This window comes from Rhizobium sp. P1_E1 (assembly GCF_056406015.1).
The window spans coordinates 14797-27517 of record NZ_JBFUAY010000069.1; the positions used below are offsets into that span (position 1 = coordinate 14797).

15 protein-coding genes and 1 pseudogene are annotated in these 12721 nt (G+C 60.4%); 7 read left to right on the plus strand and 9 right to left on the minus strand.

Features of this window, described 5'->3' with window-relative positions; translation table 11 throughout:
- The first annotated feature begins 112 nt into the window (after positions 1-112).
- Positions 113-370 (plus strand): YjhX family toxin, encoded by a 258-nt coding sequence (locus tag AC1D1Z_RS21375; RefSeq protein WP_018241825.1) that lies wholly within the window; start codon positions 113-115, stop codon positions 368-370.
- 49 nt (positions 371-419) lie between these two features.
- On the opposite strand, the gene AC1D1Z_RS21380 is transcribed toward AC1D1Z_RS21375, so the two are convergent.
- From AC1D1Z_RS21380 to AC1D1Z_RS21400, 5 genes are all read right to left on the minus strand, one after another.
- On the minus strand, positions 420-695 hold the full coding sequence (locus tag AC1D1Z_RS21380; RefSeq protein ID WP_018445602.1) for a hypothetical protein: 276 nt from the start codon (positions 693-695) through the stop codon (positions 420-422).
- A 22-nt stretch (positions 696-717) separates the two neighbouring features.
- Positions 718-1218: a GNAT family N-acetyltransferase gene (locus AC1D1Z_RS21385; RefSeq protein ID WP_050565061.1), complete on the minus strand. Its 501-nt coding sequence runs from the start codon at positions 1216-1218 to the stop codon at positions 718-720.
- Positions 1209-2690: an Asp-tRNA(Asn)/Glu-tRNA(Gln) amidotransferase subunit GatA gene (gene gatA, locus AC1D1Z_RS21390; RefSeq protein ID WP_018445604.1), complete on the minus strand. Its 1482-nt coding sequence runs from the start codon at positions 2688-2690 to the stop codon at positions 1209-1211. Before gatA ends, AC1D1Z_RS21385 begins: the two co-directional genes overlap by 10 nt.
- A gap of 57 nt (positions 2691-2747) precedes the next feature.
- On the minus strand, positions 2748-3035 hold the full coding sequence (gene gatC / locus AC1D1Z_RS21395; protein ID WP_003558942.1) for an Asp-tRNA(Asn)/Glu-tRNA(Gln) amidotransferase subunit GatC: 288 nt from the start codon (positions 3033-3035) through the stop codon (positions 2748-2750).
- A 69-nt stretch (positions 3036-3104) separates the two neighbouring features.
- Positions 3105-3809, minus strand: coding sequence for a metal-dependent hydrolase (locus tag AC1D1Z_RS21400; RefSeq protein WP_028732035.1), 705 nt, complete (start codon positions 3807-3809; stop codon positions 3105-3107).
- Between the two features lie 179 nt (positions 3810-3988).
- Here AC1D1Z_RS21400 and ruvX point away from each other — a divergent pair, with 179 nt between their 5' ends.
- Positions 3989-4483: a Holliday junction resolvase RuvX gene (gene ruvX / locus AC1D1Z_RS21405; RefSeq protein WP_112902808.1), complete on the plus strand. Its 495-nt coding sequence runs from the start codon at positions 3989-3991 to the stop codon at positions 4481-4483.
- Here the strand turns inward: ruvX and AC1D1Z_RS21410 are convergent.
- The 3 genes from AC1D1Z_RS21410 to AC1D1Z_RS21420 form a co-directional block, all read right to left on the minus strand.
- Entirely contained in the window at positions 4420-4752 is a 333-nt protein-coding gene (locus AC1D1Z_RS21410) for a DUF6105 family protein (protein WP_018445606.1), read from the minus strand. The genes ruvX and AC1D1Z_RS21410 overlap by 64 nt on opposite strands.
- Entirely contained in the window at positions 4749-4922 is a 174-nt protein-coding gene (locus AC1D1Z_RS21415; RefSeq protein WP_165505476.1) for a hypothetical protein, read from the minus strand. The genes AC1D1Z_RS21410 and AC1D1Z_RS21415 overlap by 4 nt, the downstream gene beginning before the upstream one ends.
- Before the next feature lie 128 nt (positions 4923-5050).
- On the minus strand, positions 5051-5710 hold the full coding sequence (locus AC1D1Z_RS21420) for a TetR/AcrR family transcriptional regulator (RefSeq protein ID WP_018445608.1): 660 nt from the start codon (positions 5708-5710) through the stop codon (positions 5051-5053).
- A 248-nt stretch (positions 5711-5958) separates the two neighbouring features.
- Here AC1D1Z_RS21420 and map point away from each other — a divergent pair, with 248 nt between their 5' ends.
- The 5 genes and pseudogenes from map (at position 5959) to AC1D1Z_RS21445 (ending at position 11921) form a co-directional block, all read left to right on the plus strand.
- Entirely contained in the window at positions 5959-6795 is an 837-nt protein-coding gene (gene map, locus AC1D1Z_RS21425) for a type I methionyl aminopeptidase (RefSeq protein WP_018241817.1), read from the plus strand.
- 7 nt (positions 6796-6802) lie between these two features.
- Complete coding sequence (gene radC, locus AC1D1Z_RS21430; protein ID WP_026230553.1) at positions 6803-7630, plus strand: RadC family protein; 828 nt, start codon at positions 6803-6805, stop codon at positions 7628-7630.
- A 118-nt stretch (positions 7631-7748) separates the two neighbouring features.
- Complete coding sequence (sthA, locus tag AC1D1Z_RS21435) at positions 7749-9155, plus strand: Si-specific NAD(P)(+) transhydrogenase (RefSeq protein WP_026188372.1); 1407 nt, start codon at positions 7749-7751, stop codon at positions 9153-9155.
- Positions 9156-9189: 34 nt separating this feature from the next.
- Positions 9190-9992 (plus strand): annotated as a pseudogene (locus AC1D1Z_RS21440) (endonuclease/exonuclease/phosphatase family protein).
- Positions 9993-10151: 159 nt separating this feature from the next.
- A complete protein-coding gene (locus AC1D1Z_RS21445; protein WP_018241813.1) occupies positions 10152-11921 on the plus strand; it encodes a B12-binding domain-containing radical SAM protein in 1770 nt (589 codons plus the stop codon).
- Positions 11922-12054: 133 nt separating this feature from the next.
- Here the strand turns inward: AC1D1Z_RS21445 and AC1D1Z_RS21450 are convergent, their stop codons facing one another.
- On the minus strand, positions 12055-12477 hold the full coding sequence (locus tag AC1D1Z_RS21450) for a nuclear transport factor 2 family protein (protein ID WP_131647058.1): 423 nt from the start codon (positions 12475-12477) through the stop codon (positions 12055-12057).
- Positions 12478-12721 lie beyond the last annotated feature (244 nt).

A 12721-nucleotide genomic window follows, 5' to 3' on the forward strand; every position in this document is an offset into this window, starting at 1 on the left:
CTGCCCGCAAGTTCGCTTGCGCGCATGGGCCCGAAAAACGAAGCCCTGACGTTCGAATGAGCGCCAGATCGTTTTTGTGCGCCCTGCCGGGCGCGACACCGGATCTCAACACATGGACATTTCTCGCACGGAGCAGCGCATCCTGCATCTCATGGCCCAGGGCGGGCGCATTGAAATTACCCGCGACGACGACAGGAAGATCGAAGCGGTCAGTTGCTTCACCCGCGACGGCTGGGTCTATCCCGGCGTCGACCTCGATCTCTTCCGCAGGCTGAAGCGGCTAAGGGCAATCAAGTCCTCAGGCGGCCAGCCCTACCGGATCACCGAAAGAGGGCTGAGGCTGGTCAGGTCACAGCTGAACAACAGGTAATAGTGGCACTCCTGATCGCGTCTCAAACGGGCGCGGTCAGGGTGTCGCCTCAAGCCTTTGCAGAGAGTTCCGTCCGCATCGCCGACCACTCGTCGGCCATCGAGCCCGTGCCGCGCGTCTTGCCGGCACGGCGATACCAGTAATCGGCGTTCCAGTCATCACCCTCGATGCGATGGCAAAGGGCGTGCCCCCAGTCGAACGGCTGTTCGCCTTCGTGGCGCTGGCAGATGTCGTGGAGCGCCTGCCAATCCGGGCCTATGGTGAAACCGCCGGCAGCGAGGCGATCAGCTGCCTCGATCAATTGCGCAAGATCACTGTTCGCCATGAGACCTCCTTGCTGGTTCCCGTTATCGGTCAGCCAACCGCTTCTCCAGATGCACTTTTTCAAGTTCCACGCCCATGCTCTTGGAATATTCGCGGCCGCGCCAGACGATGATGAAACCGCAGCGTTCGTAGAGCCGGATCGCGCCCTCATTCCCGGCATGCGTGTCGAGCCTGGCAGTCGCCAGCCCCTCTGCCGCCATCACCTCGCACAAATGAAGCAGGATAGCCCGGCCGACGCCCTTACCCTGATGATCGGGGTGTACCCAGAGGTCGGACACATAGTTCGGTTCGTTTTCACGCGCGCCCCAGCCGACGATCGTCTCGCCCCGTTCGGCAATGAAGATCTCACCTTTCGTTTCCTCAGGAAAGATGGCGAACTCGTGCAGCACCCTGGCAATCACATCGGGATCGAGATAGCTGTCCTCGAAGGCATCGCTGGCGGCCCATGCGGCAAAGCCGACGGCGCCGACCGCTTCGTGGTCGGCAGCCGCTATCTTTCGGATTGTTAGCTCCGTTACCACCACTTGGCCGGCGTAAACCGGCCGGCCGCCTGCTCGATGACATGGGCGGTCTTGAAGAGGGTTTCCTCATCGAAGGGCTTGCCGATCAGCTGCAGGCCGAGCGGCAGGCCCTTGTGATCGAGACCGGCCGGCACGGCGATGCCGGGAAGGCCTGCCATGTTGACCGTCACCGTGAAGATGTCGTTCAGATACATCTTCACCGGATCGGCGGCGAGGTTCTCATCGGCAACGCCGAAGGCCGACGACGGCGTTGCCGGCGTCAGGATCGCGTCGACGCCGGCGTCGAAGGCCAGTTCGAAATCGCGCTTGATCAGCGTGCGGACTTTCTGGGCGCGGATGTAATAGGCATCGTAATAACCGGCCGACAGCACATAGGTGCCGATCATGATGCGGCGCTTGACTTCTTTGCCGAAGCCCGCGGCACGGGTCTTCTCATACATGTCGACGATATCCTTGCCGTCGACGCGCAGGCCGTAGCGCACGCCGTCGTAGCGCGCGAGGTTCGAGGATGCCTCGGCCGGAGCGACGATGTAATAGGCCGGAAGGGCGTATTTGGTGTGCGGCAGCGAGATGTCGACGATCTCGGCGCCGGCATCCTTCAGCCAGGCGATGCCCTGGCGCCAGAGGGTTTCGATCTCGTCGGGCATGCCCTCGACACGGTATTCGTTCGGGATGCCTATTTTCATGCCCTTCAGCGATTGGCCGAGAGCTGCTTCGTAATCCGGCACCGGCAGATCGACCGACGTCGTGTCCTTTGCGTCGACGCTTGCCATCGACTTCAAAAGGATTGCGGCATCGCGCACGTCGCGGGCGATCGGGCCTGCCTGGTCGAGCGAGGAGGCAAAGGCGACGGTACCCCAGCGCGAGCAGCGGCCATAGGTCGGCTTGATGCCGACGGTGCCGGTGAAGGCGGCCGGCTGGCGGATCGAGCCGCCGGTATCGGTCGCGGTGGCGCCAGCGCAAAGATGGGCGGCGACGGCTGCGGCCGAACCGCCGGAGGAGCCGCCGGGCACGAGTTGCTGGTTGGAGCCTGCGGCGCGCCAGGGATTGATCACCGGGCCGTAATAGGATGTTTCATTCGACGAACCCATGGCGAATTCGTCCATGTTGAGCTTGCCGAGCATGACGGCGCCGTCATCCCAGAGGTTCTGCGTGACGGTCGATTCATAACGCGGCTCGAAACCATCGAGAATGTGGCTGCAGGCCTGGGTGTGAACGCCGACGGTGGCAAAGAGATCCTTGATGCCGAGCGGAATGCCTTCGAGTTCGCCTGCCTTGCCGGTGGCGATGCGCTGGTCGGAGTTCTTCGCCATGACGCGGGCGAGATCCGGCGTGACCTTTATATAGGCGTTCAGCCGGCCATTGGCCGCATCGATCGCCGAGATATAGGCTTCGGTCAGCTCGATCGCGGTGATTTCCTTGGCGCGCAGCTTCTGGCGGGCTTCGGCAATGGTCAGGCTGGTGAGTTCGCTCATCGTGTTTTCGCTTCAGATCTGGAAATGGCAACAGGGTCGGAAAGAGGCTTCGAAGCCTTATTCGACGACTTTCGGCACCAGGAAAAAATTGTGGTCGGTGACGGGCGCATTGGCGACGATATCGGCTGCCTTGCTGCCGTCGGTCACCTCATCGGTCCGCTTCTTCATCGCCATCGGGGTAACCGACGTCATCGCCTCAACGCCGTCGACATTAACTTCGGAGAGTTGCTCGACGAAGCCAAGGATGCCGTTCAGCTCGCCGACCATGCGATTTGCCTCGTCCTCGGAGACGGCAATACGGGCAAGGCGGGCGACGCGCTTCACGGTGGCAAGATCGACGGACATGGCATTCTCCGGATAGGATTTTTCCTACCCGCTATAAAGGCCATGTCCGCCTGACGCAACGGGGTTTCGTCAGATCGACAGGCTCTCGGAAGGCTTGATCGCCCTCACATCCGTCTGCGATCCCTCCATGCCGGCAATGAATTTTTCGGCCGTCTGATCGATGATCGGGAAGGTGCCGTAATGGCAGGGGATCGCGGTCTTGAAGTTGAAATAGCGCCGGCAGGCAAGTGCTGCCACCGCGCCGCCCATGGTGAAGCGGTCGCCGACCGGCACGAAACCGATATCGGGCTGGTGCAATTCGTTGATCAGCGCCATGTCGGAGAAGATATCGGTATCGCCCATGGCAAGGATCGAGGCTTCGTCGTCGAAATGCAGCATCAGGCCATTGGCGTTGCCGAGCGCATGCGAGACGCCGTCCTCAGTGATCTGGGCGGAGGAGTGCAGTGCATTGGTGAAGGTCGCCGAGAAACTGCCGAGCGCGATCGTGCCGCCGGTATTGCCCATCTCGATATTGTCGACGCCCTTGGAGCCGAGCCAAGCGGCGAGATCGGCATTGGCGAGAACGACGGCGCCGGTTTCCTTGGCGAGTGCCACGGTATCGCCGACATGATCGCCATGGCCATGCGTCAACAGGATGTGCGTGATGCCTGCGGAAACATCCTTGATATCCTGGCCGGAAAAGGAGGCGTTATAGCTGAGGAATGGGTCGAGCAGGATCTTCGCCTTTGATGTCTCGATGCGGAAGGCGGAATGGCCGAGCCAGGTGATCTTCATGAAATGTCTCCTTTATTACGTGATGCAAAGCCGGTTTCGATGCCACATCAAAGAATGAGGACATGATGTCGTCCGAAAACCGCTCACACTTTTCGGCGTCATGCCCTAAGGACATATCTTATGCGGCCGCAAAGAAAAGCGGCGGCGACTTCAATTTGTTTTGACGGGATGAAACGGCGATGACGGTTCTGACAATCGAGGAAATGGCCGAGACGCTTGCCCCGCGACAGGCAATTGCCGGCCTCGATCTCGGCACCAAGACGATCGGGCTTTCGATGTCCGATCTCGGGCGGCGCTTCGCCACGCCGCGCACGGTGATCCGCCGCGTCAAGTTCACCATCGATGCCCAGGCGCTGCTCGACTTCGCGATAGCGGAAAAGGTCGCAGGCTTTATCATCGGCCTGCCGATGAACATGGATGGATCAGCAGGTCCGCGCGTGCAGGCAACGCGCGCCTTCGTGCGCAATATGGAGCAGAAGACGGCGCTGCCTTTTGTCTATTGGGATGAGCGGCTATCGACGGTCGCCGCCGAACGGACGCTGCTCGAAATGGACGTCTCGCGCGCCAAGCGGGCCGACCGGATCGATTCGGCCGCCGCAAGCTTCATCCTTCAGGGCGCGCTCGACAGGCTTTCCTTGCTGGCAAGGTCTGATGGAGATGAATTCAGCGCCTGACGCGCCTTCCACCAGGCGATGATCGACTTCCGCTTCCGCAGGCCAAGGATGGCGAAAACGACGAGGCTGTCCACCGCGATCGCGCGGGCAACGAGCGGCGGGATGGTCTCCGGCGGAATGCCGAGCGCCTTGCCGTAAAGCTCGAAGGTCAGGTCATGAACCTGCCGCGTGAACATGAAGATGCCGAAACTCATGTCGTAATAGGAGAGCCAATACCATCCGCCCAGAAAGACGATGGGGCCGGCCCAGAAGATCAGAAACCACTTCATGCGGCCTCTCCTCCATGCTTGCGCGCCACGGGCAGATCGAGAGAGACCAACCAGGTCGACAATGCCATAATGCAAAGCACCAGCGTCGGAAGTGCGATATCCAGCGCCAGGACTGCGAAAAACATCATCGCCGTCACCAGAAACGCGGCTTTAGCGATCTTGGTTGCCATGGGCGTCAACTCGGGGCTCTACTCATACATCTCTGCTCACCGCCACACTGTCGGCTTAACCAGCCCTGCGCAATGTAAACCATTTGTTAGGGTTAACGCAGGCCCGCCCCCCTGTGGATGAGTAGATCTCAGCCGTAGACGCCGCGCACGATGCGCTTCAGCGCCGTCGCCGCCTTCTCCCAGTCCTTTGATGTCTTCAGCGACAGGCCGGCGCACTGCCCGCCGGCTGCGGCGGCCAGCACGAGGTGCTGGATCGCAGCGATGATGACGGCGTTGACCGCTGCTGCATCCACGCCCTTCGGCGGCGCCAGCGAGCCGCGCATGCGCTCGAGCCAGAGGGCGAGCGCCTTCGAACGCGCTTCCGACAGCCGCCTCACCTGTTCGGTGTTTTCAGAAATCTCCCAGGCGAGGATGCGGCGCATCAGCGGATCGTTTCTCAAGGCGTCGAGGAGGAGAAGCGACAGCCGCTCCATCAGGTCGCCATAGGTGAGCAGGAACATGCCGCCGGCGTCTTCCGGGATTCGATCCTTCACCCATGTGCCGAGATCGGCGCCGATCGCCTCGACCAAGCCGTCGAGGCCGCCATAGTAGCGATAGATCAGCTGCTTGTCGCAACCAGCGCGGCGGGCAACCGCATTGATGCCGAAATTCTGGAAGCCTTCCTCGGCCAGCAGGCCCTTGGCTGCGGCAAGGATTGCGCGCTCGGTGGCGCCGCGATCACGCACGCGCCGTTCCGGCTCTCCGTCGACCCCGGGTGAATTTTCAAGATTTACCGCTTCATTCAGCATGACCGACCCTTCCCCGCTGTCACCAATCGGTGAGTAGCGGGGAGGCTTCATGCAATCAATCCTATCCCTTTGGGAAGATTGTGGATATTCCAGCCGGACCGTTGATTGTCCGTCGAACGGATGTGGAAAGCTGCACGCTGGACTGATCGGATCTGTCTAGAAATCTCGTCCTGGCGGTTGATCGTGATGGACGAACCCGGCATAGCTGCATTATGAACAAATCTAACAATCTCCGCTAAGGCCCTGCAATGGTGAACTATATCGAAGCCTCTACCGCGCCCCCGAAGAATACGGGCGCCATCCGGCTTTATGACGCTGAAGCATTCGAGGGTATGCGCAGGGCATGCCAGCTGACCGCGCGCTGCCTCGATGCGCTTGCCGACATCGTCAAGCCCGGCCTGCTGACTGATGAAATCGACCGGTTCGTCTTCGATTTCGGCATGGATCATGGCGCCTATCCGGCGACGCTGAATTATCGCGGTTACACAAAATCGACCTGCACTTCGATCAATCACGTCGTCTGCCACGGTATTCCGAACGACAAACCGCTGCGTGACGGCGATATCGTCAATATCGACGTCACCTTCGTGCTCGACGGCTGGCATGGGGATTCCAGTCGGATGTATCCCGTCGGCGTCGTCAAGCGTGCTGCCGAGCGGCTGCTCGAGGTCACCTATGAATCACTGATGCGCGGCATTGGCGCCGTCAGGCCCGGCGCCCGCACCGGCGCGATCGGCGAGGCGATCCAGACCTATGCGGAAGCCGAACGCTGTTCGGTGGTGCGCGATTTCTGCGGCCATGGCGTTGGCCGGCTGTTCCACGATTCGCCGAATATCCTGCACTACGGCCGCGCCAACGAGGGGCCGGAGCTGCGCGAAGGCATGATCTTCACCATCGAGCCGATGATCAACCTCGGTCGGCCGCATGTGAAGGTGCTCGCCGACGGCTGGACGGCGGTCACCCGCGACCGCTCGCTGTCGGCCCAGTACGAACATACCGTCGGTGTCACCTCCGATGGCTGCGAGATCTTCACGCTGTCGCCGGGTGGGCTCGACCGCCCCGGTCTGCCATCGCACAACGGGTGACGATTCGATGGCGAAAGGCCCCGTTTCGACATCTTCCGACGACGAGCTGCCTTTCGAGACGCAAGAGCCCATTGCCGCCGACGAACGCTCATTCTTTGGCGGACGACCGCAGAAACCGTCCGCACCAAATGCCAGGACCGCCCTGCCCGCTTCGCTTGCCGGCCATGAACATTATCATGGCCATCGCGAGCGGTTGCGTGACCGCTTCCGTGAGCTGGGCGACACCGCGCTTGCCGACTACGAAATCCTCGAGCTGCTGCTTTTTCGCCTGATCCCGCGGCGCGACACCAAGCCGATCGCCAAGGCGCTGATCGAGCGGTTCGGCTCGCTCTCCGGCGTCTTCGGTGCGCCTGCGGCGCTGCTGACCGAGGTAAAGGGCGTCGGCGAGGCCGTGGCGCTCGACCTGAAGCTGATCTCGACTGTCGCCCACCGGACCTTGAAGAGCGAGCTCAGGAGCAAGCAGGTCCTGTCTTCGTGGTCTTCGGTCATCCAATATTGCCATGCCGCCATGGCGCACGAGACACGCGAACAGTTCCGCATCCTCTTCCTCGACAAGCGCAATGTGCTGATCGCCGATGAGGTGCAAGGTCGCGGCACGGTCGACCACACGCCGGTCTATCCGCGCGAGGTGGTGAAACGCGCGCTCGAGCTTTCGGCAACGGCGATGATCCTGGTGCACAACCATCCGTCCGGCGACCCGACACCGTCGCGCGCCGACATCGACATGACGAAGGTGATCATCGATGCGGCCAAGGCTCTCGATATCACCGTCCACGACCACGTCATCATCGGCAGGGATGGCCATGTCAGCCTGAAGGGGCTGAAGCTGATCTGAAAGGCACAGGTCCGGCGGAATCGGCGGCTGTAAAACAATCTGTAACATTGACCGGCTAACGATGGACGGGCGACATTTTGCGTCGCAAAATGATTCCTTTCCAATCCGGGGCTTGATGATGCTTCAGTACGATCTCGTTGTGGTGGGCAGCGGTCCCGCAGGGCGCCGCGGCGCGATCCAAGCGGCAAAACTCGGCAAGAAAGTGCTTGTCATCGAGCAGGGCAAGCGCGTCGGCGGCGTGTCCGTGCACACCGGCACCATCCCCTCGAAGACGCTGCGCGAGACCGCACTTAATCTTTCCGGCTGGCGCGAACGCGGCTTCTACGGCCGGTCTTACCGCGTCAAGGAAGAGATCAGTGCAGATGACCTGCGCCGCCGCCTGCTGATTACGCTCAACCACGAGGTCGAGGTGCTTGAACACCAGTTCGCCCGCAACCGCGTGCAGCATATTCGCGGCAAGGCGAGCTTCATCGATGCGTCGACGCTGCAGGTGATCAAGGATGACGGTGAGACCACGCAGGTCACCGGCGCCAGCGTGCTGCTTGCCGTCGGCACAAAGCCTTTCCGCCCCGATTACATACCCTTCGACGGCAAGACCGTGCTTGACAGCGACGAACTGCTCGACATCCAGGACCTGCCGCGATCGATGGTTGTCATCGGCGCCGGCGTCATCGGCATCGAATATGCGACGATCTTCAGCGCGCTCGACACGGCTGTCACCGTGATCGACCCGAAGGCGACAATGCTCGACTTCATCGACAAGGAAATCATCGAGGATTTTACCTACCAGCTGCGCGACCGCAACATGAAGCTGCTGCTCGGCCAGAAGGCCGACAAGGTSGAGACGCTTGAGAATGGCAAGGTCGAGCTGACGCTCGACAGCGGCCGGCGCCTGACGACCGACATGGTGCTTTTCGCCGCCGGCCGCATGGGGGCGACCGATGCGCTGAACCTTCAGGCCATCGGCCTCGAGGCCGACAGCCGCGGCCGTCTCAAGGTCAATCCGGAAACCTTCCAGACATCGGTTGCCAATGTCTATGCCGCCGGCGACGTCGTCGGCTTTCCGAGCCTTGCCTCGACCTCGATGGAACAGGGCCGCATCGCCGCCCGCGTCGCGATCGGCGCGGTCGCCAAGGAACCGCCGAAATATTTCCCCTACGGCATCTATGCCGTGCCGGAGATTTCGACCTGCGGCCTGACCGAAGAAGAGATGAAGGAGCGCGGCATTCCCTATGAATGCGGCATCGCCCGCTTCCGCGAGACGTCACGCGGTCATATCATGGGCCTCGACACCGGGCTTTTGAAGCTGATCTTCTCGCTGAAGACGCGCCGCCTGCTCGGCGTGCATATCGTCGGCGAAGGCGCCACCGAGCTGGTGCATATCGGCCAGGCGGTGCTCAATCTCAAAGGGACCGTCGAATATTTCGTCGAAAACACCTTCAACTACCCGACGCTCGCCGAAGCCTACAAGATCGCCGGGCTCGATGCCTGGAACCGGATGGGCGACATCAAGTCGGAACTCTAAGTCCGTCGCGTAGACAGCAAATCCGGGAACGACATTGCGCATCATTTCGCTGAACGCATGGGGCGGCAGGCTGCATGAGGCCCTGATTACCTACGTCACCGAGGCCGATCCGGATGTGCTGTGCCTGCAGGAGGTGCTGCGGGCGCCGGGACGGGCTGCGRCTGGTCGGTCTATCGGGACGGCGATGTCGAGTTGCCGCAGCGCTTCAATCTCTTTACCGAGATCAGCGCCGCCCTGCCCGGCCACGACGGCTTCTTCTGCCCGACCTCGAAAGGCGAGCTTTTCGATGGCGATACCGTCATTGTCGCCGAATTCGGGCTGGCGACCTTCGTGCGCAAAACCCACTCCGTCATCGCCCAGGGGCTGGACTTCGTGCATGGCCGTTTTTCCGCTGATGGCTGGGGCGAACATCCGCGGCCGCGAAACGCCCATTGCATCCGCCTTTTCAGCCATGAGCATGCTTCAACCATAACTATCGCCCACATGCATGGCCTGCGCGATCCCGCAGGCAAGGGCGATACCGCAGCGCGCGACGAGCAGGCCGTAGCGCTGATCAGGCTCATCGAGCGCGTCTGGCCCGGCGACGAAAGGCTCGTCGTCTGCGGCGATTTCAACGTGCTGCCCGACAGTTCGACCTTTACGATTCTTGCCAGACTCGGGCTTTCCGATCTCGTCACCGGATACGGCCTTGTAGACACGCGAACCTCCTACTATCTGAAGCAGGGCCGCTTTGCCGACTACATGCTGGTGACACCGGAGGTGAAGGTTGCCAAATTCGAAGTGGTCGTGGCACCCGAAGTCTCCGACCATCGCGCATTGCTGCTCGATATCGGGTAGTATATTGAGGAATGATACACTTCGCGGAGCGTTTGCGCGCCGTGCCGTTTTTTACGCCTTAGTTTGACCTCCTAAATCGCATTGATGTGTCGTGCCTGCCATATGCCTTCAACGCCATTTTGCCTTCGGGCAAAAGCTTCTAAAGAAAGATAGATACTCTTGTCCCATGTCTTAGAAGCTGCGCGCCGACGTTTTCAGCTGATCCTGATCAAGCCGTCGCATTATGACGATGATGGCTACGTCATCCGCTGGTGGCGGGCGATGATCCCCTCCAATTCGCTTGCGGCTCTTTACGGCATCGCCGCCGAATGTGCCGAGCGCAAGGTGCTCGGCGACGATACGGCGATCGACATCACCGTGATCGACGAAACCAACACCCGGATCGATGTCGCCGGACTGCTGGCGCAGTTCAAGCGCCACGACAATTTCGGCATGATCGCACTCGTCGGCGTCCAGACCAACCAGTATCCGCGCGCCCTCGATATCGCCCGGCCGTTCCGAGATGCCGGCCTGCCGGTTTCGATCGGCGGCTTTCATGTTTCCGGCTGCCTGTCGATGCTGGATGGCAAAGCGGTCGGGCTCGACGCCTGCCGCGACATGGGCATCTCGATGTTTGCCGGCGAGGCCGAGGGCCGGCTCGACATGGTGCTGCGCGACGCGGCCGCCGGCGAACTGAAGCCGCTCTACAATTTCATGAACGACCTTCCCGGCATCGGCGGCACGCCGGTTCCCTTCCTGCCGAAGGACAATATCCAGCGCACGCTCGGGCTCAGTACCAGCTTCGATGCCGGGCGTGGCTGTCCCTATCAGTGCTCGTTCTGCACCATCATCAATGTGCAGGGACGCAAGTCACGCTTCCGTTCGGCCGACGACGTCGAGAAACTGGTGCGGATGAACTGGGCGCAGGGCATCCACAAATTCTTCATCACCGACGACAATTTCGCCCGCAACAAGGATTGGGAAGCGATCTTCGACCGGCTGATCGAGCTCAAGGAGCGGGACGGCATTCCGCTCGGCCTGATGATCCAAGTCGACACGCTCTGCCACAAGATCCCCAACTTCATCGAGAAATCCAGGCGCGCCGGCGTCACCCGCGTCTTCATCGGCCTCGAAAACGTCAATCCGGACAATCTGACCGCCGCCAAGAAGAACCAGAACAAGATCACTGAATACCGCAAGATGCTGCTCGCCTGGAAGGCACAGGGCATCATGACGCTTGCCGGTTATATCTTGGGCTTCCCGGCCGATACGCCGGAATCGATCCGCCGCGACATCACGATCATCCAGGAAGAGCTGCCGCTCGACGTCATCGAATTCTTCATCCTGACGCCGCTGCCCGGTTCCGAGGACCATCAGGTCCTGTGGAAGAAGGGCATCGAGATGGATGCCGATCTCAATATCTATGATGTCGAGCACGTCTGCACCGCGCATCCCAAAATGAGCAAGCAGGAATGGGAAGACATCTACCACGAGGCCTGGTCGCTCTATTATTCGCCTGATCATATGAAGACGCTGCTGCGCCGTGCCGTGGCGACGGGGGTACCGCTGGCAAGGCTCGTCAAGGTTCTCGTCTCCTTCGCGACCACCGTGCCGCTGGAAAACGTGCATCCGCTGCAAAGCGGCCTGCTGCGCCTGAAGACGCCGTCGGAGCGGCGCCCGGACCTGCCGCGCGAGAATCCGCTGGTCTTCTGGCCGCGTTTTGCCTGGGAAACCTTCAGAAAACATGCTTCGCTCGCCGGCACGATCATTGGCTTGACGATTTCGGCATTCCTGATTTCAAGGGATGCGAAGTCGAAGACCTATATGGATCAGGCCCTGACGCCTGTTGCCGACGACGAAGAAGAAACGCTCCACCTCTTCACMCAGACCGCCGGCGGCGCCGCAGCCGTCAGCCATGTCAGGAAAGTCGCGCAACTGACAGCGCATTGAGCGGTAATTCTTGAACGCGGATGACGCCCGAAAACATGGCGGCATCAAACTCTAAGCCAATGCATGCCGCTAAAGCGCGTCGCTTGAATCAAGTTTGACAACGCGCTTTGAAGGCTCCGAATTTAGCGGCCGTTTAAGCGACTTGGATCATCTGGGTCGTCTCGGCCACTTGCAGCGTGTCGACGAATTCGACGATCTTGACGGGTTTCCCATCTCGGAAATGGATCTTGTCGACGAATTCCGTATGGAAGCTCACGCCCGATGGGATGTGCCTGACCTCGCCTTCGCGGTGGGCAAAGACCATATGCTCATCTTCGTCCACATAGATGCCGGCTGTCCTGATATTCGATAGATCCCACACTGTGATAAGCTGGGTTATCGCTTGGCGAAAAGCATGCCCGCTTGATTCAGTTGAAAAAGGCGCCAGCCGTGTATTGCCGACCATGCGAAAGGTGCAATCCTCGCCGATCAGCGCCAGTGTAGCTTCGACATCGCCGCGGTCACGCACAGCATAGATTTCTTCCACGAGCTTCTTCATGTCATATTTTGCAGTCATTTTCCGGCCCCTCCACCATCAGCGAAATCTGCATCTAATTATACTTTAATGCAACTCTTTGTTGCTTCGGATGAATAAACACAATGGAGTAGGCGGCGCGAATGAAACTGCCCTGGATAATAGAAAAAGGCCCCGCACGATGGCGAGGCCTTCCAAACTTTACTGCATGATTCCTTAAATCGGAATCCGATTTCAGGATGCAGCAATTCAAAGTGTTACAGCGTCCTTAGCGCGTCTAAAAAGA

Excerpts from the sequence above, each read along its gene's own strand:
- AC1D1Z_RS21375 (WP_018241825.1), top strand. The coding sequence starts at position 113 with ATGGACATTTCTCGCACGGAGCAGCGCATCCTGCATCTCATGGCCCAG.
- AC1D1Z_RS21380 (WP_018445602.1), bottom strand. The coding sequence starts at position 695 with ATGGCGAACAGTGATCTTGCGCAATTGATCGAGGCAGCTGATCGCCTC.
- gatA (WP_018445604.1), bottom strand. The coding sequence starts at position 2,690 with ATGAGCGAACTCACCAGCCTGACCATTGCCGAAGCCCGCCAGAAGCTG.
- gatC (WP_003558942.1), bottom strand. The coding sequence starts at position 3,035 with ATGTCCGTCGATCTTGCCACCGTGAAGCGCGTCGCCCGCCTTGCCCGT.
- AC1D1Z_RS21400 (WP_028732035.1), bottom strand. The coding sequence starts at position 3,809 with ATGAAGATCACCTGGCTCGGCCATTCCGCCTTCCGCATCGAGACATCA.
- ruvX (WP_112902808.1), top strand. The coding sequence starts at position 3,989 with ATGACGGTTCTGACAATCGAGGAAATGGCCGAGACGCTTGCCCCGCGA.
- AC1D1Z_RS21410 (WP_018445606.1), bottom strand. The coding sequence starts at position 4,752 with ATGAAGTGGTTTCTGATCTTCTGGGCCGGCCCCATCGTCTTTCTGGGC.
- AC1D1Z_RS21415 (WP_165505476.1), bottom strand. The coding sequence starts at position 4,922 with ATGGCAACCAAGATCGCTAAAGCCGCGTTTCTGGTGACGGCGATGATG.
- AC1D1Z_RS21420 (WP_018445608.1), bottom strand. The coding sequence starts at position 5,710 with ATGCTGAATGAAGCGGTAAATCTTGAAAATTCACCCGGGGTCGACGGA.
- map (WP_018241817.1), top strand. The coding sequence starts at position 5,959 with ATGGTGAACTATATCGAAGCCTCTACCGCGCCCCCGAAGAATACGGGC.
- radC (WP_026230553.1), top strand. The coding sequence starts at position 6,803 with ATGGCGAAAGGCCCCGTTTCGACATCTTCCGACGACGAGCTGCCTTTC.
- AC1D1Z_RS21450 (WP_131647058.1), bottom strand. The coding sequence starts at position 12,477 with ATGACTGCAAAATATGACATGAAGAAGCTCGTGGAAGAAATCTATGCT.